This window comes from Pauljensenia sp. 20925_1_34 (assembly GCF_041432775.1).
Classification (GTDB): Bacteria; Actinomycetota; Actinomycetes; order Actinomycetales; family Actinomycetaceae; genus Pauljensenia.
This window is the reverse complement of the sequence record NZ_JAPWAG010000003.1, coordinates 1-20,540: the sequence shown is the minus strand read 5'-3', so window position 1 is coordinate 20,540 and position 20,540 is coordinate 1. Positions and strand designations below refer to the sequence as shown.

At 65.1% G+C, this 20,540-nt stretch carries 18 protein-coding genes, 4 tRNA genes and 1 pseudogene; 15 read left to right on the top strand and 8 right to left on the bottom strand.

What is annotated here, in order from left to right; translation table 11 throughout:
* Positions 1-231: 231 nt before the first annotated feature.
* The 4 genes from O3669_RS01920 (at position 232) to pulA (ending at position 4,731) form a co-directional block, all read left to right on the top strand.
* Positions 232-303: transfer RNA gene (locus O3669_RS01920), tRNA-Gln, on the top strand.
* Positions 304-330: 27 nt separating this feature from the next.
* Positions 331-403 (top strand) — tRNA-Glu (locus O3669_RS01915).
* Between the two features lie 21 nt (positions 404-424).
* Positions 425-500 (top strand) — tRNA-Glu (locus O3669_RS01910).
* A gap of 154 nt (positions 501-654) precedes the next feature.
* Positions 655-4,731, top strand: coding sequence for a pullulanase-type alpha-1,6-glucosidase (pulA, locus tag O3669_RS01905; RefSeq protein WP_371523422.1), 4,077 nt, complete (start codon positions 655-657; stop codon positions 4,729-4,731).
* Positions 4,732-4,810: 79 nt separating this feature from the next.
* On the opposite strand, the gene O3669_RS01900 is transcribed toward pulA, so the two are convergent.
* Positions 4,811-5,548, bottom strand: a complete 738-nt coding sequence (locus tag O3669_RS01900) for an IclR family transcriptional regulator (RefSeq protein WP_295918576.1) — start codon at positions 5,546-5,548, stop codon at positions 4,811-4,813.
* 174 nt (positions 5,549-5,722) lie between these two features.
* On the opposite strand from O3669_RS01900, the gene leuC reads away from it, so the two are divergent.
* The 5 genes from leuC (at position 5,723) to O3669_RS01875 (ending at position 11,092) form a co-directional block, all read left to right on the top strand.
* Positions 5,723-7,123: a 3-isopropylmalate dehydratase large subunit gene (gene leuC / locus O3669_RS01895; protein ID WP_371523421.1), complete on the top strand. Its 1,401-nt coding sequence runs from the start codon at positions 5,723-5,725 to the stop codon at positions 7,121-7,123.
* Between the two features lie 74 nt (positions 7,124-7,197).
* Positions 7,198-7,830, top strand: coding sequence for a 3-isopropylmalate dehydratase small subunit (gene leuD / locus O3669_RS01890; protein WP_295918581.1), 633 nt, complete (start codon positions 7,198-7,200; stop codon positions 7,828-7,830).
* Positions 7,831-7,898: 68 nt separating this feature from the next.
* On the top strand, positions 7,899-9,224 hold the full coding sequence (murA, locus tag O3669_RS01885) for a UDP-N-acetylglucosamine 1-carboxyvinyltransferase (RefSeq protein WP_371523419.1): 1,326 nt from the start codon (positions 7,899-7,901) through the stop codon (positions 9,222-9,224).
* 4 nt (positions 9,225-9,228) lie between these two features.
* Positions 9,229-10,197: a diacylglycerol kinase family protein gene (locus O3669_RS01880; RefSeq protein ID WP_371523526.1), complete on the top strand. Its 969-nt coding sequence runs from the start codon at positions 9,229-9,231 to the stop codon at positions 10,195-10,197.
* 121 nt (positions 10,198-10,318) lie between these two features.
* Positions 10,319-11,092: a lysophospholipid acyltransferase family protein gene (locus O3669_RS01875; protein WP_371523418.1), complete on the top strand. Its 774-nt coding sequence runs from the start codon at positions 10,319-10,321 to the stop codon at positions 11,090-11,092.
* Here O3669_RS01875 and O3669_RS01870 read toward each other — a convergent pair.
* Positions 11,089-11,751: a hypothetical protein gene (locus O3669_RS01870; protein ID WP_371523417.1), complete on the bottom strand. Its 663-nt coding sequence runs from the start codon at positions 11,749-11,751 to the stop codon at positions 11,089-11,091. The two genes, O3669_RS01875 and O3669_RS01870, sit on opposite strands and share 4 nt — an antisense overlap.
* Positions 11,752-11,815: 64 nt before the next feature.
* Between O3669_RS01870 and O3669_RS01865 the strand changes: the two genes are divergently transcribed.
* From O3669_RS01865 to O3669_RS01845, 5 genes are all read left to right on the top strand, one after another.
* Positions 11,816-12,835: an NAD(P)H-dependent glycerol-3-phosphate dehydrogenase gene (locus O3669_RS01865; RefSeq protein WP_295968717.1), complete on the top strand. Its 1,020-nt coding sequence runs from the start codon at positions 11,816-11,818 to the stop codon at positions 12,833-12,835.
* A gap of 49 nt (positions 12,836-12,884) precedes the next feature.
* On the top strand, positions 12,885-14,021 hold the full coding sequence (locus O3669_RS01860) for a D-alanine--D-alanine ligase family protein (RefSeq protein ID WP_295921272.1): 1,137 nt from the start codon (positions 12,885-12,887) through the stop codon (positions 14,019-14,021).
* 91 nt (positions 14,022-14,112) lie between these two features.
* The gene (locus tag O3669_RS01855) at positions 14,113-15,030 is read left to right on the top strand and encodes a RimK family alpha-L-glutamate ligase (RefSeq protein ID WP_371523416.1); all 918 of its coding nucleotides are present in this window, start codon (positions 14,113-14,115) and stop codon (positions 15,028-15,030) included.
* 91 nt (positions 15,031-15,121) lie between these two features.
* Positions 15,122-15,197 (top strand) — tRNA-His (locus tag O3669_RS01850).
* A gap of 82 nt (positions 15,198-15,279) precedes the next feature.
* The gene (locus O3669_RS01845; protein WP_371523415.1) at positions 15,280-16,338 is read left to right on the top strand and encodes an NAD(P)-dependent alcohol dehydrogenase; all 1,059 of its coding nucleotides are present in this window, start codon (positions 15,280-15,282) and stop codon (positions 16,336-16,338) included.
* Positions 16,339-16,402: 64 nt separating this feature from the next.
* Here the strand turns inward: O3669_RS01845 and O3669_RS01840 are convergent.
* From O3669_RS01840 to O3669_RS01830, 3 genes and pseudogenes are all read right to left on the bottom strand, one after another.
* Positions 16,403-16,954: pseudogene (locus tag O3669_RS01840) on the bottom strand (IS3 family transposase); the annotation flags it as partial.
* Positions 16,941-17,234, bottom strand: coding sequence for an IS3 family transposase (locus O3669_RS01835; RefSeq protein WP_371523525.1), 294 nt, complete (start codon positions 17,232-17,234; stop codon positions 16,941-16,943). The gene O3669_RS01835 and the pseudogene O3669_RS01840, both read right to left, overlap by 14 nt.
* Before the next feature lie 36 nt (positions 17,235-17,270).
* Positions 17,271-17,582: a transposase gene (locus tag O3669_RS01830; protein WP_371523414.1), complete on the bottom strand. Its 312-nt coding sequence runs from the start codon at positions 17,580-17,582 to the stop codon at positions 17,271-17,273.
* Positions 17,583-18,023: 441 nt separating this feature from the next.
* On the opposite strand from O3669_RS01830, the gene O3669_RS01825 reads away from it, so the two are divergent.
* On the top strand, positions 18,024-18,944 hold the full coding sequence (locus O3669_RS01825) for an Abi family protein (protein WP_371523413.1): 921 nt from the start codon (positions 18,024-18,026) through the stop codon (positions 18,942-18,944).
* 273 nt (positions 18,945-19,217) lie between these two features.
* Here the strand turns inward: O3669_RS01825 and O3669_RS01820 are convergent, their stop codons facing one another.
* The 3 genes from O3669_RS01820 to O3669_RS01810 all read right to left on the bottom strand — a co-directional run.
* Positions 19,218-19,751 carry an IS3 family transposase gene (locus O3669_RS01820; RefSeq protein ID WP_371523524.1) on the bottom strand — a complete coding sequence of 178 codons (534 nt, stop codon included), beginning with the start codon at positions 19,749-19,751 and terminating at the stop codon, positions 19,218-19,220.
* Positions 19,752-19,787: 36 nt separating this feature from the next.
* Positions 19,788-19,982, bottom strand: a complete 195-nt coding sequence (locus O3669_RS01815; RefSeq protein WP_371523412.1) for a transposase — start codon at positions 19,980-19,982, stop codon at positions 19,788-19,790.
* A 302-nt stretch (positions 19,983-20,284) separates the two neighbouring features.
* Positions 20,285-20,540: hypothetical protein (locus O3669_RS01810; protein ID WP_371523411.1), on the bottom strand; the 256-nt coding region annotated here is incomplete at its 5' end.

Below are 20,540 nucleotides of genomic sequence, written 5' to 3'. Positions count from 1 at the left end.
CTCGTCGCCTGTTCATGGGACGAGGCCGGGGCTTCATCATGTGCTGATGTGTCCTCAGGGGCGGGGAGAGGGTGCGCCGACGTGGGAGGATGGAACCCGAGACGTGCGTCGAACCTCGGCGCCGTCGGGCAGTGATCGGTGCCACTCCGTTTCGATTTGGCACGTCGGGAACATTCCGCTAAAGTTATCTCCTGTCGCCAGCGACGTGAGAACGAAGCAGGTGATGCCCAATGGGGTATGGTGTAATTGGCAACACAGCTGATTCTGGTTCAGCCATTCTAGGTTCGAGTCCTGGTACCCCAGCGATCTGAAACGTCAGTTTCAGTCAAGGCCCCCATCGTCTAGCGGCCTAGGACGACGCCCTCTCACGGCGTTAACACCGGTTCAAATCCGGTTGGGGGTACGGATTCATAACTGAATCAAGGCCCCCATCGTCTAGCGGCCTAGGACGACGCCCTCTCACGGCGTTAACACCGGTTCAAATCCGGTTGGGGGTACCACGAGCCTCGCCACCATTGCGGTGGCGAGGTTTTTGTTTGCCGCGGTGCCGCGGTTTTTCTTGTGCCTTGCAGAAAACTTTGCTCACCGTTTCACAGTGTCTAACCTTGTAATCAGCCCCCGTAGGGGGGATCGTTTTGGACGAGGGAGTCTTTCGTGACAGACCGACACAATAGGACGCTGCTGCGTCGAGCCCTGGGCGTAGGCGCTGCGCTTGCGCTGATGGGGGGCACGTTCCCGGCAGCCTGGGCTGAGCCGGGTGGGGAGGCGGCAAATCAGGATGCAGACACGCAGGCCATCGACGCGGGAGGCGCGGGCGGCGGTGACGATGTGCTGGTGACAATCCCCGGTAACCATAACAAGGCGATGGGGTGCGACGCCGACTGGGCTCCCGACTGTGCCAAGGCCGCTTTGACACGCGACGCGACGGGCGTCTACACCGCGACTTTCACTCTGCCCGCGGGCGACTACGAGTACAAGGTCGCCGAAGGTGGCTCGTGGGATGCCGCCTACGGCCAAGGGGGAGCAGCCGGGGGAGCGAACATCGTCTACTCTCTAAAGGAAGCGACTGCGGTCACTTTCTACTACAACCACGCGACTCACCGCGTATGGAATAACGTCTCCGACCAGATGGTGACGCTGCCGGGTTCCTTCCAAAAGGACCTGGGTTGCGCCGACAACTGGAAGCCTGAATGCCTGGCCCCGCTCTTGGAGCCCACGGGCAACGGCATCTACACCTACGAGACGACGGCATTGCCTGAGGGCACGTACGAGCTGAAGGTTGCTGTCGGTGGCTCGTGGGATGAGAACTACGGGCAAGATGGTGCCGCCGGTGGCGCCAACTACCAGTTTGCGACGAAGGCGAACAAGCTCGTGTCATTCACCTATGATTCCGCGACCCACAAGCTGGACATCGCCTCCGCTGACGCTCCCGTTGTCGGCGTCGGTGAGCAGCGCGCTTACTGGGTCAATGCCACAACCCTGGCGTGGCCGACCTCGCTGCTGCCCCAGGGGGTCACGCGCGCCCAGGTCCTCGATGGCTCCGCGGCCCTCTCCTACGAGCTGGTCACCGCCCCCGAGGGTGGTGCGGCCCTGACGGACGGTGCTATCACCGGAGCGACCATCACGCCGCTGACCGTCGCGGGCGACCTGCCCGCCGAGGTGACGATGGCTCACCCCAACCTCAACGGCTACATCGCCCTGAAGGCCCCCTTCGACGAGGCCGGGGCCCGCGAGGCCCTCACCGGCCAGATCGCGGTCGCCCAGAAGTCCGGCGAGACCGTCAACGCATTCACGGGCGTGCAGATCGCCCCCGCGCTCGACTCCATCTACTCCGCTAAGGCCACCCAGGCCTCGTACGGGGTGGGTTGGAATGACGCGGGCGCTCCGACCTTCGCGCTGTGGGCACCCACCGCTAAGGACGTCACGCTGCTGTCGTGGAACACGCGTACTCCGCGCGGCGCTGACCCCGAGGTGAAGGGCGACCCCGTGCGCACCCCCGCCACGCGCACCGATGATGGACGCTGGAGCGTTGACAACGCCGACGGTGCCATCAAGGAGGGTGCCCAGTACCTGTGGGAGGTGCGCGTCTACGTGCCCTCCACGGGCGCCGTCGAGACCAACCAGGTGACCGACCCCTACTCGGTGGGTCTGACCGCCGACTCCACGCGTTCCGTGGCTGTCAACATGGACAACCCCGCGATCGCCCCCTACGGGTGGACGAGCGTCAAGGCACCCGTCATCGAGGACGACGCGCAGCGCTCCATCTACGAGCTGCACGTGCGCGACTTCTCGGCGGCCGACAAGTCTGTGCCCGAAGACATGCGCGGCACCTACATGGCCTTCACGCAGTACGAGTCCAACGGTATGCGTCACCTTTCCCAGCTGGCCGAGGCCGGCATGAACACGGTGCACCTGCTGCCCACCTTCGACATTGCGACCATCCCTGAGAAGCGCTCCGAGCAGAAGGTTCCTGAGATCCCCAAGGATGCAGGCCCGGCCTCCGAGGAACAGCAGGCGGCCGTGGCCGCCGTCGCCGATGAGGACGCCTACAACTGGGGCTACGACCCGCTGCACTGGATGGCCCCCGAAGGCTCCTACGCCACCGCCTCCCACCAAAACGGTGGCGCCCGCGTGCGCGAATTCCGCTCCATGGTCGGCGGACTGCACCGCATCGGTATGCAGGTCGTCCTCGACCAGGTCTACAACCACACGCCGGCCGCAGGCCAAGATGCTCACTCGGTGCTCGACCGCGTCGTTCCCGGCTACTACCAGCGCCTCAACGCCTCGGGCGGTGTGGAGACCTCTACGTGCTGTTCGAACGTTGCTACCGAGAACGTCATGAGTGAACGCCTCATGATCGACTCGATGATTCACTGGGCGAAGTACTACCACGTCGACGGCTTCCGCTTCGACCTGATGGGTCACCACCCGGCCGAAGAGATGAAGCGTGCCAAGGAGGCTCTCTCGCAGCTCACCCTCGAGAAGGACGGCGTGGACGGATCGCGACTCTACATCTACGGCGAGGGCTGGAACTTCGGTGAGGTCGCGAACAACGCGCTGTTCACGCAGGCCACGCAGGGCCAGCTGGACGGCACCGGCATCGGCGCGTTCAACGACCGTCTGCGCGACGCCGTCCACGGCGGCGGTCCCTTCGATGACGACCACCGCGTCATGCAGGGCTTCGGTTCGGGCGCGTTCTCGGACTTCAACGGCCTCGACACACGCTCGGAGACGGAGCGTCGCGCGGACTACCTGCATCGCGTGGACCTCGTGAAGCTGGGGCTTGCGGGCAACCTGAAGGACTACACGCTCACCACCTACGATGGTCAGACCGTGAAGGGGTCGCAGCTGGACTACAACGGTCAGGGCGCGGGATTCGCGTCCCAGCCTGCGGAGAACGTCAACTACGTGGACGCCCACGACAATGAGACGCTCTTCGATCTGGTGACCTACAAGATGCCCGCGGACGCTCCGATGGAGCACCGCGTGCGCATGTCGCTGATCAGCCAGGCATCCGTGGCATTGGCTCAGTCGCCCTCGTTCTGGGCGTCGGGCACAGAGACGCTGCGCTCGAAGTCCTTGGATCGTGATTCCTTCAACTCCGGTGATCACTTCAACTCGATTGACTGGACGATGAAGGACAATGGCTTCGGTCATGGCCTGCCCATCAAGTCGAAGAACGGCGCGGCCTGGGACCACATGCGTCCCCTGCTGGAGAATCCCGATCTGAAGCCGACCCCGGAGCAGATCGGCACCTCCTCGGAGATTGCAATGGACTTCCTGCGCGTGCGTTCGTCTTCGCGCCTGTTCACGCTGGGCAGTGCTGAGCTCATCAACCAGAAGGTGACCTTCCCGAACTCCGGCTCCGAGGCCGTGGATGGGACGATCATGATGCTTATCAACGACGAGGCCGGGGCTGGGACGGACGTTGATCCGGCCCTTGACGGTGCGCTCGTCGTGTTCAACGCGACGGACAAGCAACTGACGCAGCGCGTCGACGGCCTGGCTGGTCGTGTTTTTAAGCTGCATGACGCTCAGGCCACGGGCGCTGACTCCGTCGTCAAGGAGGCATCCTTCTCGGCGCAGACGGGTGTCGTCACGGTCCCCGCACGCACGGTCGCTGTCTTCACACAGGCAGCGGGGGAGCGGGTTGAACCTGGCCCCGTCGCCGAGGACGGCACGTGGATGCACGCGGCTGACGGGCGCTGGTGGCTGCGCTACCCGGACGGCACCTACCCGGCGAACGAGCGCATCGAGCTGGGAGGCGTGACCTACGCCTTCGACGCATCCGGCTGGATGAAGACCGGCTGGGATAAGGAAGAGGGTCTGTGGCGCTACTACGACCCCTCGGGTGCGATGGCGACCGGCTGGACCGCCGTGGGTGGCACCTGGTACTACCTGGATCCCGACACCGGGGCCATGGCGACTGGATGGCTCAAGGACGGCGACACCTGGTACTACCTGCACGGCAGCGGTGCGATGGCCACCGGCTGGGTGAACCTGGGTGGTGCCTGGTTCTACCTGAACGGCAATGGCTCGATGGCCACCGGCTGGGTGAACCTGGGAGGCACCTGGTACTTCCTGTCCGGCGATGGCCGTATGGCCACCGGCTGGGTCAAGGACGGCGAGTCCTGGTTCTACTGCTATCCCTCAGGCGCGATGGCCACGGGCCGCGTCGTTGTGGACGGCACTGCTTACACCTTCGATGCTAATGGGCGTCTTGTGCCCTGACGAGGTGGCGGCGATACGCGGGCGGGCCGGGACGATAGCTATCGTCCCGGCCCGCCCGTTTGCGTGCGTGTATCGAGGCTTAGAGTTCCGCAGCGTCCTCGACGGTGGCGAGGAACTCGGAGAGCCGGTTGGCGGCGGCCATGACGGAGGGGCCGTGCTGGCGTCCGGGCTGGCGGCCCATGCGCTCGATGGGGCCAGAGATGGACAGGGCAGCCAGGACGCGGCCCGAGGGGCCGCGCACAGGGGCCGACACGGAGGCGACGCCGGGCTCGCGCTCGCCCACGGACTGCGCCCAGCCGCGCCGGCGCACCTCGGCGAGCATGGTCGCGTTGAAGGAGGCGCCGTACAGGCCGCGGTGGAGGCGGTCGGGTTCCTCCCAGGCCAGCAGAACCTGGGCGGCTGACCCGGCGCTCATGGACAGGGTGGCGCCTACGGGGATGGAGTCGCGCAGGCCCATTTCACGTTCGGATGCCGCGACGCACACGCGGTAGTCGCCCTGGCGACGGAAGAGCTGGGAGGATTCCTTTGTGTGGTCGCGCAGGGCCTGAAGGACGGGCATCGAGGCCTGGAGGAGGCGGTCTTCGCCGGCGGCGGAGGAGAGCTCCTGGAGGCGGGGGCCGAGAATGAAACGTCCCTGCATGTCGCGGGCAACCATGCGGTGATATTCGAGGGCCACGGCCAGACGGTGAGCGGTCGGGCGCGCGAGCCCAGTGCTGGTCACGAGTTGTGCAAGCGTCGCGGGCCCCGCTTCGAGAGCGCTGAGGACCAGCGCTGCCTTGTCGAGGACGCCAACGCCACTGGATGTTTGCTCTTCCATACAACTATTTAATATCTCAGTTATTGAGATGGCAAACTGCCGGATAGTGAAACAGGTCAAAGCGGCGTCCGAGACGTGAGATCGGGGAGGTTGACACGCGGTCAAGGCGCTTCCATTAGGTGCGTAGCACGACTGACACCGTGTCTCCAAAGAGTGGAGACCAGAGGAGGAATAATGAGCGGAACGATGGCGGAAAAGGTGTGGCGCGACCACATCGTCTCCAAGGGTGAGAACGGTGCCCCCGACCTGCTGTACATCGACCTCCACCTCGTGCATGAGGTCACTAGCCCCCAGGCCTTTGAGGGCCTGCGCCTGGCGGGTCGACAGGTTCGTCGCCCCGATCTGACGATTGCGACCGAGGACCACAACACGCCCACGGTCAACATCGACCAGCCCATCGCGGACATCACCAGCCGCACCCAGATCGACACCCTGCGCAAGAACGCGCAGGAGTTTGGCGTGCGCCTGCACTCCCTGGGTGACGCCGACCAGGGTATCGTCCACGTTGTTGGCCCCCAGCTGGGTGTGACCCAGCCCGGCATGACGATTGTGTGCGGTGACTCCCACACCTCCACGCACGGAGCTTTCGGCGCGCTGGCCTTCGGTATCGGCACGAGCCAGGTCGAGCACGTGCTCGCCACCCAGACCCTGCCCATGGCCCCCTTCAAGACCATGGCCATCACCGTCAACGGCTCACTCCCCGCCGGCTCGACCGCTAAGGACATCATCCTCGCGGTCATCGCCAAGATCGGCACCGGCGGCGGCCAGGGCTACGTCCTGGAGTACCGCGGCCAGGCGATCCGCGAGCTGTCCATGGAAGGCCGCATGACGATCTGCAACATGTCGATCGAGGCGGGCGCCCGCGCCGGCATGATCGCCCCCGACCAGACGACCTTCGACTACATTAAGGGCCGCCCCCACGCCCCCGAGGGCGAGGGCTGGGACCGCGCCGTCGAGTACTGGTCCTCCCTGGCCTCCGACGAGGACGCCGTCTTCGACGCCGAGGTCATCCTCGAGGCCGCCGACATCGAGCCCTTCGTCACCTGGGGTACCAACCCCGGTCAGGGCGTGCCGCTGTCGGCCGCCGTGCCCGCCCCGGAAGACTTCACCGACGAGACCGCTCGCGCGGCCGCCGAGCGCGCCCTGGAATACATGGACCTCACGCCCGGCACCCCGATGCGTGAGATCGCCGTGAACACCGTGTTCATCGGCAGCTGCACGAACGGGCGCATCGAAGACCTGCGCGCCGCCGCCAGTGTCGTCAAGGGACGCCACAAGGCCGATGGTGTGCGCGTCATGGTCGTACCCGGCTCCGCCCGCGTGCGCCTCCAGGCCGAGGCCGAGGGCCTCGACACAATCTTCACCGACTTCGGCGCCGAATGGCGCAACGCCGGCTGCTCCATGTGCCTGGGCATGAACCCCGACACGATGAACGCGGGAGACCGCTCGGCCTCCACCTCCAACCGCAACTTCGAAGGCCGCCAGGGCAAGGGCAGCCGCACGCACCTGGTCTCACCGCTTGTCGCGGCCGCCACCGCCGTGCGAGGCACCCTGTCCTCCCCGGCCGACCTCTGAGGCCCGCCCTCCCGCCACCCGACAGCGGGGGAGGGCCACGGCCTCGTCCCCCAGAGAGAAAAGACTGACGCACCATGGAAAAGTTCATCACCCACACCGGCGTCGGCGTCCCGCTGCGCCGCTCCAACGTCGACACCGACCAGATCATCCCCGCGGTCTACCTCAAGCGCGTGACCCGCACGGGCTTTGAGGACGCCCTCTTCGCCGCGTGGAGGAACGACCCCGAGTTCGTCCTGAACCAGGACGCCTACAAGAACGGCTCCGTCCTCGTCGCCGGCCCTGACTTCGGCACCGGTTCCTCGCGCGAGCACGCCGTGTGGGCGCTCAAGGACTACGGCTTCCGCGTCGTGCTGGCCCCCAAGTTCGCCGACATTTTCCGAGGCAACTCGGGCAAGCAGGGCCTGGTGACCGGCATCATCTCCCAGGAGGACTGCGAGTCCCTGTGGAAGCTCCTCGAGGCCGAGCCCGGCACGCAGGTGACCGTCTCCCTGGAGGACAAGACGTGGCGCGCGGGCGCGATTTCGGGCACGTTCCAGATCGACGACTACGTGCGCTGGACCCTCATGGAGGGCCTGGATGACATTGCCCTGACCCTGCGCCACGAGGACGAGATCGAGGCCTACGAGGCCGCGCGCCCCTCGTTCAAGCCGCGCACGCTGCCGGCGAAATTCTTACCAAAGCAAGAGGTTTTGTCCGCTCGCGACTGAACGACTTCGCACACTGGCCCCTACCTAGCTAGAGTAGGGGCCAGTTACGTCATAGTGAGGAGCACTCCATGCCATCCATCCTGCAAGTTGAAGGCGGCCATCCGCTGCGCGGCGAGATCACCGTTCGCGGTGCCAAGAACTTCGTTCCCAAGGCCATGGTCGCGTCGCTGCTGGCCGACACACCCTCCGAGCTGTACAACGTGCCGCTGATCCGCGACACCGACGTCGTCTCGGACCTGCTGAGCCTGCACGGCGTCGAGATCGACTTTGATCAGGACCGCGGCACGCTGCGCATGGATCCCTCCAACGTCAAGATCGCCTCGCGCTCGGACATCGACACGCTCGCGGGCGCCTCGCGCATCCCGATCCTGTTCTGCGGCCCGCTCCTGCACCAGCTCGGCGAGGCCTTCATCCCCGAGCTGGGCGGCTGCGCGATCGGTGGGCGTCCCATCGACTTCCACCTGGAGACGCTTCGCAAGTTCGGCGCGATCATTGACAAGCAGCCCGACGGCGTGCACATTAAGCGTCCCTCCACGGGCCTGCACGGCGCGATCATTGAGCTGCCCTTCCCGTCCGTGGGTGCCACTGAACAGACGCTGCTCACGGCCGTGCGCAACGAGGGCATCACGACCCTGAAGGGCGCGGCCATCGAGCCCGAGATCCTCGACCTGATCAACGTCTTGCAGAAGATGGGCGCGATCATCTCCGTGGACACAGACCGCACGATCCGCATCGAGGGCGTCGCCAAGCTGACGGGCTACCGCCACACGGCGCTGCCCGACCGCATCGAGGCCGCTTCGTGGGCCGCGGCCGCCCTGGCCACCCGAGGCGACATCTACGTGCGCGGCGCTCACCAGCCCGACATGACCACGTTCCTCAATACTTTCCGCAAGGTCGGCGGCGGCTTCGATATCGATGCTGACGGCATCCGTTTCTACCACACGGGCGAGCCGCTGCACTCGATCGCGCTGGAGACGGCCGTCCACCCCGGATTCATGACCGACTGGCAGCAGCCCCTCGTCGTGGCCCTCACGCAGGCCGAGGGCCTGTCCATCGTCCACGAGACCGTGTACGAGAATCGCTTTGGGTTCACCGAGGCGCTGCGCAAGATGGGCGCGAACATTCAGGTCTACCGCGAGTGCCTGGGCGGCACGCCCTGCCGTTTCGGGCAGAAGAACTACTACCACTCGGCGGTCATCTCGGGCCCGACCCCGCTGCACAGCGCGGATATTGAGGTCCCGGACCTGCGCGGTGGTTTCTCGCACTTGATCGCGGCGCTGGCCGCGTCGGGCACGTCCACCGTGTCGGGCATTGACGTGATTTCGCGCGGCTACGAGCACTTCACGCGCAAGCTCCACAAGCTGGATGCGCGCGTGCGTTACCTGGATAGCTGACGCGATGGGCGAGCGGGGAGTGCGACGGAGCATTCTGTTGCTGGTCTCGTCGATGTCGGCGGGTGGGCGCTCCGTGCGCCTGGGTCCGCGCATCGTGCGGATTCTGCGCGGCGGCGGCTGGGAGGTCGCGGTTCGCCTGACGACGCCCGGCGACGACCCGGCTGCCCTGGCCGCTCAGGTCGCCTCCGATTCGATCGTGGCCGCCCTGGGCGGGGACGGGTACCTCGGCGCGGTTGCGCGCGGGTGCCACGACTCCGGCGCACTGTTCGTCCCGTTTCCTGGCGGGCGCGGCAACGACCTGTGCCGCGCGCTCGGTATCGGCACGGATCCGCTGGCTCGTGCCCGTGATGTGGCGTCGTTGGGTTTCGTCTCCGGCACCGCGGGGGACGAGGCCGTGGCTGGCCGGGCGCGCAGGGCAACGGATGCGCTCGCTTCCCGGGTGCGTCCTTTGGATGGCATGTGGGTGCGCTCACGCGACGGGGTGCGCTTGGCGCTCGGCGTTGTGTCGGTGGGGTTGGATGCGCGGGCGAATATCTTGGCGAACGAGTCCTCGCTGACGTCGGGTCCGCTGGCGTATGGCTATGGGGCTTTCGCGGCCCTGGCCTCGCACGAACCCACCGAGATTATCGCGACCGTTGACGGTCGCGAGCGTGACATGAGCGGCTGGGTTGCGTCCGTGTCGAACTCGGGGCGTTTTGGCGGGGGGATCACGCTGGTGGAGTCCTCGGATATGAGCGACGGCATCTTGGAGGTGTGCCACGTGGGGCCCATGCCGGTGGCGCGCGCCCTGCCGGTGTTGGCCCAGGTTGTGGCCGGCCGCGCGAAGCGGCACCCGGCCATCGAGGTGGAGACTGCGCGCGTCGTGTCCTTCGCGGCGCCTGCGGGGATGGTCGCGATGGCGGACGGGGACCGGATCGCCTCGATTCCTTTCACGGTGGACGTCGCGCCGGGAGTTGTTTCTGTTCTCGTCTGAGCGCCCGCGTGCCTTGGCGGGGGCCGACGCGCCGACCGCACGTGTGACCTGCGCTCGGTTGCTGCGTAACGTGGCCCTCGGGTTTTGCGTTGCGGGGTCGTGGTCCCCCTAGAATGACACCATGAGTGCAGTCTCCGGCTTTTATTCCTTCGCGAAGGGCGTGTTGACGCCCATCATGACCCCCTGGGTGAAGTTCTCCGTCACCGGCGAGGAGAACCTCCCCACGGAGGGTGGTTTCCTGTTGGTTTCCAACCACCTGTCGAACGTCGACCCCCTGTGTCTGTGCTGGTATTTCATGAAGCGCAACACCGCCGTGCGCTTCCTGGCGAAGAAGTCGATGTTTTCCGTCCCGGTGTTCGGCTGGATTATCAAGGGCATGGGTCTGATTCCCGTCAACCGTGATTCGAATCCCTCGGCTGTCCTGGCCCCCACGCGCGAGGCCTTGACGGCAGGTGAGGTCGTCGGCATCTACCCTGAGGGAACGCTCACGCGCGACCCGGACCAGTGGCCGATGGAGTTCAAGTCGGGTGCCGCCCGCCTGGCCCTCGACACGGGCGTCACCGTCATCCCCCTGTCCCAGTGGGGTCCGCAGGACATCATGGCCCCCTACAACGCTAAGGGCATGGATATGCGCCCGGGTCGGCGCATCTCCTATCACTTCGGCGAGCCCGTTGACCTGTCGGACCTGATCGGCCCCGCCGGATCCGAGGACCACGACGCGGTCAACGCGGCGACGGCGCGCATCCTTGCTGCTGTCCGCGAAGGGGTCGGCCAGCTGCGCGGACTGCCCGTGCCCGACACCGTGTGGGACCCCGCCACGCAGGCTGGCCCCTGGTGGGAGGAAGAGCAGGCGCACAGGGCCAAGAAAGCGAAGAAGGCCGCGAAGAAAGGTTAGTCCCTGATATCGACGACCAGGCGCGACGGGTTCGACAGGAAGCCGACCTGGAATTGGCGCTCGGTGGGTGCCCCGATGACGACGTGCGTGTTGTCCTCGAAAGTCCCGTCCGAAACGATATCCAGGGCACCCGCGCGCACGTGCGCCCCGCTCGGGTAGGTGCCTGCGGGTGAGGTAGCCGTCATGGGCGTGCCGTCCAGGATTAGCTCCAGGACGGCCGCGCCATCGACCTCGATGGGCTGGCCTCGGCCCTGTTCGATCGCCTGGTCGCTCCACTGCGCCAGGCGGATGCCCGGGGATCCCTCGCCGTCGAACTCCAATACGACGCGGGTGAAGCCCTCGTGGGAGGCCGCGCGAATGTCGGTGAGAACCAGCGCCCGATCCGGGTTCTGAGTGCGCACGGGCGGCAGCATCGACACCGAGGACGTCCAGTTGTCCGCGTTGATGGGCCTGGTCGCGTCCAGACCCGGCTCGCTTGCCGCGCTCTGCGTGCCCGACTGCGCGCTCGCGTTCGCCGTGGGGGAGGATCCCTGGCTGGACGAGGCCGTGGCAGGCTTCGTAGGCGGAGCTCCCGCCGGGGTGGCGGGGGAGCAGGCGGCGAGCGCGAGGATAGTGGCCGATGCCAGGACTGTTGTGGGGATCGCGCGGCGGTGAGACAAAGCCCCTCCTTGAAGTGTGACGGTTTTCCCATCCTAGTAGACTGTCGCTGACAGGGAGGTCTCGATGAGTATGACAACAGCAGCGGTCCTGGGAACGGGTGCTTGGGGAACGACGTTCGCGCAGGTGCTTGCAGACGCGGGCGTGGACGTGACGATGTGGGGGCGTAACGCCGACACGATTTCCTTTATCAACGGCCACGAAAACCCGACGTACCTGCCGGGCATCACTCTGTCCGAGCGCATTTGCGCCACGACCGACATCGCCAGCGCGGTGTCTGGCGAGCAGCTGGTGGTCGTCGCCGTCCCCGTCAAGGCCGTACGCGCGACGCTGGAGGCGGCTCGTGACGCTTTCGTGCCTGACGTCGCCCTACTGTCCTTGGCCAAGGGACTGGAGCTGGGGAGCCTGAAGCGGGTGGACGAGGTCATCGCCGACGCCTCGGGCGTGCCCGAGGAACGCATTGCCGTCCTGTCCGGGCCGAACCTCTCGCGCGAGATCGCCGAGCAGCAGCCGACCGCGACGGTCGTGGCCTCCTCCGACGTCGAGCTGGCTAAGGAGATTGCCCGGGCCTGCCACAACTCCTATTTCCGCCCCTACGTCTCCACCGACGTCGTGGGCACCGAGATGGCGGGCGCGACCAAGAACGTCATAGCGGTCGCCATCGGCGCCGCCGAGGGCATGGGCCTGGGCATTAACACCCGCTCGACCCTCATCACACGCGGCCTGGCCGAGATGACGCGCCTGGGCACGGCCCTGGGCGCAGACCCCGCGACCTTCGCCGGTCTGTCGGGCATCGGTGACCTCGTGGCCACCTGCTCCTCGCGCCTGTCGCGCAACTTCTCGCTGGGCCACCGCCTCGGCTCCGGCATGAGCCTGGCCGAGGCCATGGCTCTGTCCCCGGGCGTCGTCGAGGGCGTCGCCTCGGCAGGACCGATCCTCCAGGTCGCCGCCTCCGTGGGCGTCGACATGCCGATCACCAGCGCCGTCGTCGAGGTCGTCGAGGGGCGCGCGAGTATCGCCGACATGGGCCGCATGCTGCTGTCGCGCCCGCAGAAGATGGATGGGTGGAAGATCGAGTTGGTCTAAACGCGCACACTCGGGCGGGAAAAGCCTGACGCGCGGTAGGCTTGGACCCATGACAGCAATTTCTCGTCCTCGCGTCCTCATCGTTTTCGGCGGGCGCTCCTCAGAACACGAAGTCTCTTGTGCGACGGCCGCCGGCATCCTCACGGCCATCGACCGCACGAAGTGGGACGTGATCCCGCTGGGTATCACGCGCGACGGCCAGTGGGTGCGTGTCGCCGACGACCCGTCGGCGCTGAGGTTCAAGGACGGCAAGGGGCAGTCGATCACCGCCGGAGCCACCCGCGTGGCCCTGACCCCGGGCGAGGGCAACCTCGTCGAGCTCACCTACGACGGCGACCCTTCTGACGATACCTCGCGCGTTGTGGGCGTGGAGGACCTGGGGCACGTCGACATCGTCTTCCCGCTCCTGCACGGCCCTTACGGCGAGGATGGCACCATTCAGGGCCTCTTCGAAATGGCGGACGTGCGTTACGTGGGTTGCGGCGTGACCTCCTCGGCGATTTCCATGGACAAGCACCTGACCAAGACGGTGCTCGCCGCCGCCGGCATCGACGTTGGCCGCTGGGTTTGCATCACCGCCCGTCAGTGGGAGAGCGACCCCGCCTCGTGCATGGACCGCATCGAGCGCCTCGGCTTCCCCGTCTTCGTCAAGCCCTGCCGCGCCGGCTCCTCCGTCGGCATCTCGCGCGTCACCTGCCGCGAAGATCTGCCCGTCGCCATCAAGGAAGCCGCAAACCACGACCCGCGCATCATCGTCGAGGCCTCGGTGACCGGCCGCGAGGTCGAGTGCGGCGTGCTCGGCTCGCGCCCCGACTGGCAAAGCGGCACCTCGCCCCTGGGCGAGATCGTCGTCCCCGAAGGCGAGTTCTACGACTACGAACACAAGTACGTGGACGACGTCGTCGGCCTGTCCTGCCCGGCCGACGTGCCCCCCGCCTACGCCCAGCGCATCCGCGAGACCGCGTGGCGTGCCTTTGACGCGCTCGAATGTGAGGGCCTGGCACGCGTCGACTTCTTCCTCAACGAAGCCACCGACACCGTCATTATCAACGAAGTGAACACGCTGCCCGGCTTCACGCCCATCTCGATGTACCCGCAGATGTGGGCGGCCGCCGGTGTGTCCTACCCGGATCTGCTCAGCGAACTGCTCACCGAAGCGTCGCAGCGCCCCCTGGGCCTGCGCTGAGAGAGCGGCCGCGGTGACCCGCATCTGCGCGTGTCCCGCGGCCGCACCCCGACCTCGTTAATTCCCGTCACACCGACCCTGAAGGACACACATGACGACCAACCCCAAAGTCACTCTGGTGACATGCAAGGCGCTGCCCAATCTCTTCCCCGGGGAGGAAGGCCTGCTTGACGAGCTGGCGTCGCGCGGATGCGACCCGCAGATCAAGGTCTGGAACGATCCCGACGTTGACTGGGCCGATGCTGGCATGGTCGTCGTGCGCTCCGTCTCCGACTACGCCGCGGATCGTCCCGCCTTCCTGGAGTGGACGCGCCAGCTGCGCCGCGTGCAGAACTCGAAGGACGTGCTCAACTGGAACACAGACAAGCACTACCTGAAGGAACTCGCGGCGATGGGGCTGCCGACGATTCCGACGAACTGGCTTGAACCCTCCCAGAAGCTCACCAAGCACCAGATCCACACGCGCTTCCCGGCTTTCGGTGAGTTCGTCGTCAAGCCTGCCGTGTCTTCCGGCGTGCGTGATGTCGGCCGCTACACGACTGTGGACATCCGCCAACGTCAGGCCGCCATGCGCCAGGTGCAGGGCTTGCTGGGCGAGGGGCGCTCCGTCATGCTTCAGCGCTACGTTGAGGAAATCGACCTGCACGGCGAGATTTCGCTCGTGTTTTTCAATGGCCTGGTCTCCCACGCCGTTGAGAAGCGCTCGGCCCTGCACCCCGCCTCCGTCACCAACCCCGAGATGCATGAGGCCGTGCTGACCGCCGACTCTGCCGACTCCGTCGCGTGGACATGGGGTGAGCAGATCCGCTGCGTCCTGCACAACTACGTGCGAGCCCGCCTGGGCCACGACGAGCAGTTCCTGTTTAACCGCGTGGACCTGGTTCCCGACGGCAAGGGATCCTTCCTGGTCATGGAGGTCTCCCTCGTGGACGCAGACCTCTACCTCGGCTCGACGCCCGGTGCCCTGGGCAATTTCGCCGACGCGATCTCCGCGCGCGTTCACTGGTGACGCACGCCACCGCCGTGAAGGCACCTCTCGAGTTTTCAAGCTCGGTCGGGTAGTGCTAAGCTCTACCCGTTGCCTTCACGGTGACGCGATGGTGGCTGTAGTTCAGTTGGTAGAGCACCTGGTTGTGGTCCAGGACGTCGCGGGTTCGAGTCCCGTCAGCCACCCCATTGCCCCGGCGCTTACGCGCCGGGGTTTTTGTTTCTTGAGTATGCTTGTAGCAGCCTCAATTGACCGGACAAAGGAGTTCTCATGCCCAGTGTGATTGCTTACGGATGCGACGACGCCACCACCCAGTTCCACCCCCTCCAGATTGACATTCGCGAACCCGGCGAGGGCGAAATCTACTTCGACGTCGCCTACGCGGGCATCTGCCACTCCGACATCCACTCCGCGCGCGGCGAGTGGGGTCCCGTCGCCTACCCGCTGGTGCCCGGCCACGAGTTCGTCGGCACCGTCGCCAAGGTCGGCCCCGGCGTCACCACCTTCAAGGTGGGGGACCGCGTGGGCGTGGGCTGCATGGTCGGCTCGTGCGGCACGTGTGAGATGTGCGAATCCGACTACGAGCAGTGGTGCACCTCGACGCCTGGCACCCTGTGGACCTACCGCGCCGACGCAGAGGGCAACCCGACGACCGGCGGCTACTCACGCGGCTTCACCGTGCGTGAGGACTTCGCGCTGCGTATCCCCTCTGAGCTGGATTTTGCTGCCTGCGCCCCCCTGTTGTGCGCCGGCATCACCACCTATTCGCCGCTCAAGCATTACAACGTGGGCCCCGGATCGCGCGTCGCGATCCTCGGTATGGGTGGCCTCGGACATGTGGGCGTGCAGATCGCTAAGGCCATGGGCGCGGACGTGTCCGTCATCTCTCATGGACGTTCCAAGGAGGCCGACGCACGCCACTTCGGTGCTGACCATTTCTACGCCACCAGCGAGGAGGGCGTGCTCGAGTCCCTGCGCGGTACCTTCGACCTGATCCTGTGCACCGTGTCCGCCGAGGGCCTGGACTACGCAGGCTACATGGCCGCGCTGCGCCCCTACGGCGTCTTCGTAGACGTGGGTCTGCCCTCCGAGCCCGTCTCCCTGCCGCTGCGCGCCTTCGTCAACGGCGGCAAGTCGTTTGCGGGCTCCCAGATCGGCGGCATCGCCGAGACCCAGGAGATGCTCGACTTCTGCGCCGCGCACGGCGTCATCCCGCAGGTCGAGATGATCAGCGGCGAGGACATCACGCAGGCTTACGACAACATCGTGGATTCGCGCGTGCGCTACCGCTACGTCATCGACACCTCCACGTTCCCCGAAAGCGCGTGAGGCGCGCGTGCCTCTGATGGGACATCCTCGGGCTGGGCCTGTGTGCAAGTTGTTGACGGTTTGTTTATGCGGCTTTTGTCCAGGCCGCTTGGTGTAGTTCGTATTCGATGGGGGATTTGCCGCCCAGGCTGGTGTGGATGCGGCGGCGGTTGTAGAAGTCTTCGATCCAGGTGGCGACCCCGGTGTAGACCTGGTCGCGGGTGGTGAAGGCGCGCCGGTAGTAGTACTCGGTTGTGAGGGTGGCCCAAAAGGATTCGGCCATGGCGTTATCCCAGCACACTGGGGCCTGCCCCATCGACACTCTTCCTTTCACGGCGCGCATGTAGGCTGCCAGCTTCTGGGAGGTGAACTGTGTTCCCCGATCAGCGTGGAGCACGACCCCTGCGGGGAAGCTGCCGCGGGTGGTGGCGGCCATGTCGAGCGCGGTGATGACCAGGTCGGTGCTTTGCTGCTCACCCATGGCGTATCCCAGGACTCTACGCGAGTGCGCATCGCGCACGGCGCACAGGTAGACCCAGCCTTGGGCGCAGCGCAGGTAGGTAAAGTCCGTGATCCACACCCGGTCCAGGGCACCTTGATCCCACTGGCGGGCGCAGTGATCCTCATGGGCCACAGGGCCCGCGCCGGCCGCGCCTGGACGGGCGTGGGTGCGTGTTCAGGCCTGTCAGGCCTTGGCGGCGCATCGACGCGGCGACCGCACGCACACCCACATCCACACCCGCGCGCGTCAGAGCATGGCGGATGCGAGGAGCCCCATAGGTGCCGCCCGACACCTCGTGTTCCCAGGCCACCGCCTCATCCAAACGCCGACGCGCCGATGCGCGCTTGCCCCGCTGGGGTGCACGGTTTTTCCACGCGTAATAGCCCGCGCGCGTGACACCCAAGACCTTGGCCATCAAGGTGATTGAGTAGGAAGCCCTTGTGCGCGTCCATCAGTTCAAAGCGCTGGTGTTGTGGTGCACGGAGGCGAAGAAGGCGTTGGCTTTTCCCAAGAACTCGTTCTCCTTCTCCAGCTGGCGCACCCTCCGGCGCAATGCTGTGATCTCAGCTTCCAGCTCGCGTGGATCAGGACGACCCTCACGCACGGCTTGACGCCGCACGCGCTTGAGTGTGACCCAGCGGCCCACCACCGATTCACCCAGCCCTAAATCCCGGGCCACAGACGCGATCGAAGACCCTGTATCCAACACCAAAGACGCAACATCACGACGATACTCCGGCGTAAAACGACGACGAGTTCCCATAACAGGTACCTCACTGGCCGCAGGCACACACACCCGCTTAACGAAGTGTCAACAACACAAGCCTAACCCCAGCCATCGCATGTGCCTTTCTGGGGATACGGAAAAGCCCCACCACAACACGTGGAGGGGCATGAGGAAGCCGGAAAATTGGGGTATTGGAGCGCTCTGACGCGTGATGTCTGCGCGCTTCTTGGCTACCGCAGCAGCTACGTACTAAACTGGCCCCACCAGTAGCGGCTCGCCACGTCTTCGGATGTGGTCAGAGCCGGTCATCATGTGCCGAGGGTGTCCTATCGGAACAGAGAGGCCAAGCCCCTGGCGCAATCGTGACCTAGTGCGTGCTCGACATCAGTGTGCTAGCATGGGTGTCAACACGACCGGTTCCGCTGCCCATCTCGGTGGGAGTCCAGGGCCGGTCCCTTTCTATCTTCACGAGGTCGCATGGGGACAAAGCCGTTCAAGAGCTATGAGGAACAGGTCAGTATCCTCCAGTCACGAGGACTGGGCATCGACGATCCGGCTCATGCTGCCGAAGTTCTGCGTACGCATAACTACTATCGGTTATCGGGTTACTGGCACTCGATGCGTCAAGTAGATCCCCAAACACATACGGCACTCGATGTTTTCAAGGACGGCGCCACCCTCGATCTTGTCCTCGCGCTCTACGACTTCGATGCTCGATTGCGCCACGCGGTTTTTGCGAACCTTGCTCCCGTAGAGCTAGCGATCCGTTCATTGCTTGGCTACCATCTCGGGGCACTTGACCCGCTGATTCACCTCGATGCATCGAAGCTCAGTGCCACCGCGAGCAATCCTTCAAAGCGCACTAAGGGCGCTACTGAGCATGATGACTGGGTAAGGAAATATCGCCAAGCGTTGCGTAGCTCTCGGGAGGACTTCGTCGAGCACCACCGCAGCCAATATGACGGAGTCCTTCCTGTCTGGGTGGCTGTTGAAGTCATGGATTGGGGAATGCTCTCCCACCTGTACAGGTTTACTCCCAACCCTGCTCGCAATCGCATAGCTAGAGAGTGCAATATGAGCGGGCCGCAATTGGAGTCGTGGCTAAAGTCGCTCAATATTCTGCGGAATTATTCGGCTCATCATGCTCGCTTGTTTACGCGAGTGTTCGACATTAAACCAAAGACAATCGATGATCCTCGTATGAAGCCAGTTGAGAGCGTCTCACATCTCGTGTTTGGTCAGCTCAGCCTCATACGTTATCTGCATGCTGTTTTGGGAACAGATGGAGGTGTACCTGACCTCGCAGGCGTTCTGGAAAGCTATCCTCACAACCAGCTCGTCTCGTTCTATCGCCTGGGCACGCCCGAGAATTGGCGCGAGCTCGACCTCTGGTCCTAGCTAGATTGCTGACCCACAGCAACGCGAAAGCCCGTGTCGAAACACGGGCCTCGGAATTGGAGCACTATCAGGCGTCCATCTCCAGAGTGCCAGATTTACAGCAGATGGACAAGACCTGCGGCGGCGCCAACTAGGGTAAACTCTACTGGCGAAGACCCCGGAACGATCCCCAGCTTTGGCTGCATCGCCGGGGTTACCGCTTTTCTTACACTGGTACATGGCCCGGCGAGAATACCTGTACCGCAAGTGCTGCAGATGAACTGTGTTCCCCGATCAGTGTGGAGCACGACCCCTGTGGGGAAGCTGCCACGGGTGGTGGCGGCCATGTCGAGCGCGGTGATGACCAGAGCGCGTGTTGTGCTGCTCGCCCATGGCGTATCCGAGCACTCTACGCGAGTGCGCATCGCGCACGGCGCACAGGTAGACCCAGCCTTGGGCGCAGCGCAGGTAGGTAAAGTCCGTGATCCACACCCGGTCCAGGGCACCTTGATTCCACTGGCGGGCGCAGTGATCCTCATGGGCCACAGGGCCCCGCCGGCCGCGCCTAGATGGGCGCGGGTGCGTATTCAGGCCTGTCAGGCCCTGGCGGCGCATCGACGCAGTGACTGCACGCACACCCACATCCACGCCCGCGCGCGTCAGAGCATGGCGGATGCGAGGAGCCCCATAGGTGCCGCCCGACACCTCGTGTTCCCAGGCCACCGCCTCATCCAAACGCCGCCGCGCCGATGCGCGCTTGCCCCGCTGGGTGGCTCGGCTTTTCCGCGCGTAATAGCCTGCGCGCGTGACAGCCAAGACCTTGGCCATCAAGGTGATTGAGTAGGAAGCCCTTGGGCGCGTCCATCAGTTCAAAGCGCTGGTGTTTTGGTGCACGGAGGCGAAGAAGGCGCTGGCTTTTCCCAAGAACTCGTTCTCCTTCTCCAGCTGGCGCACTCGCCGACGCAGAGCAGTGATCTCAGCTTCCATCTCGCGTGGATCAGGGCGCCCCTGTTCGGCGGCCTGACGCTCGCGCTCGAGTTTGACCCAGCGGCCCACCACCGATTCACCCAGCCCTCAATCCCGAGCCACAGACGCGATCGTAGACCCCGTATCCAACACCAGGCACGCAACATCACGACGATACTCCGGCGTAAAACGACGACGAGAACCCATAACAGGCACCTCACTCTCCGCAGGCACACACACCCGCTTAACGAAGTGTCAACAACACCAGCCTAAGCCCAATTCGAGCAGACTCAAGGCGGCGGCATCACGCTCCCCAAAGAGGTTGCGCAGTGTTCCCTGCCCCGTCGCAGGGTTGTACGTTTCTGGGTAGAAGTAGGATTCCCAGGTGTCGTACATCAAAGCGACGTGGGCTTGCTATTTGTGTTCTGCAAGAGGCGCTTAACCATCGCCCGTGAACGGCGCTCGTACTCGCTGTCATCAATCAGCCCGAGCACGTAGTCTGTCAGGTTTTCGACGTGCTCGCGGGTGGGTTCAAAGCCTTCATGCCATCCTGCGGCGAGTGACTGACGCACGGCGTTGCGCTGACGTGCGTCGAGGCGGTCGAAGAGTTCTGGCCAACGGTCTTCAAAATCAAAAATCTCAGACATGAGG

What these genes read in the sequence shown, in the direction of transcription:
- O3669_RS01900 (WP_295918576.1), bottom strand. Translation starts at nt 5,548, where the DNA reads ATGGAAGAGCAAACATCCAGTGGCGTTGGCGTCCTCGACAAGGCAGCG.
- leuC (WP_371523421.1), top strand. Translation starts at nt 5,723, where the DNA reads ATGAGCGGAACGATGGCGGAAAAGGTGTGGCGCGACCACATCGTCTCC.
- leuD (WP_295918581.1), top strand. Translation starts at nt 7,198, where the DNA reads ATGGAAAAGTTCATCACCCACACCGGCGTCGGCGTCCCGCTGCGCCGC.
- murA (WP_371523419.1), top strand. Translation starts at nt 7,899, where the DNA reads ATGCCATCCATCCTGCAAGTTGAAGGCGGCCATCCGCTGCGCGGCGAG.
- O3669_RS01880 (WP_371523526.1), top strand. Translation starts at nt 9,229, where the DNA reads ATGGGCGAGCGGGGAGTGCGACGGAGCATTCTGTTGCTGGTCTCGTCG.
- O3669_RS01875 (WP_371523418.1), top strand. Translation starts at nt 10,319, where the DNA reads ATGAGTGCAGTCTCCGGCTTTTATTCCTTCGCGAAGGGCGTGTTGACG.
- O3669_RS01865 (WP_295968717.1), top strand. Translation starts at nt 11,816, where the DNA reads ATGAGTATGACAACAGCAGCGGTCCTGGGAACGGGTGCTTGGGGAACG.
- O3669_RS01860 (WP_295921272.1), top strand. Translation starts at nt 12,885, where the DNA reads ATGACAGCAATTTCTCGTCCTCGCGTCCTCATCGTTTTCGGCGGGCGC.
- O3669_RS01855 (WP_371523416.1), top strand. Translation starts at nt 14,113, where the DNA reads ATGACGACCAACCCCAAAGTCACTCTGGTGACATGCAAGGCGCTGCCC.
- O3669_RS01845 (WP_371523415.1), top strand. Translation starts at nt 15,280, where the DNA reads ATGCCCAGTGTGATTGCTTACGGATGCGACGACGCCACCACCCAGTTC.
- O3669_RS01835 (WP_371523525.1), bottom strand. Translation starts at nt 17,234, where the DNA reads ATGGCCAAGGTCTTGGGTGTCACGCGCGCGGGCTATTACGCGTGGAAA.
- O3669_RS01830 (WP_371523414.1), bottom strand. Translation starts at nt 17,582, where the DNA reads ATGGGAACTCGTCGTCGTTTTACGCCGGAGTATCGTCGTGATGTTGCG.
- O3669_RS01825 (WP_371523413.1), top strand. Translation starts at nt 18,024, where the DNA reads ATGGGGACAAAGCCGTTCAAGAGCTATGAGGAACAGGTCAGTATCCTC.
- O3669_RS01820 (WP_371523524.1), bottom strand. Translation starts at nt 19,751, where the DNA reads ATGGCCAAGGTCTTGGCTGTCACGCGCGCAGGCTATTACGCGCGGAAA.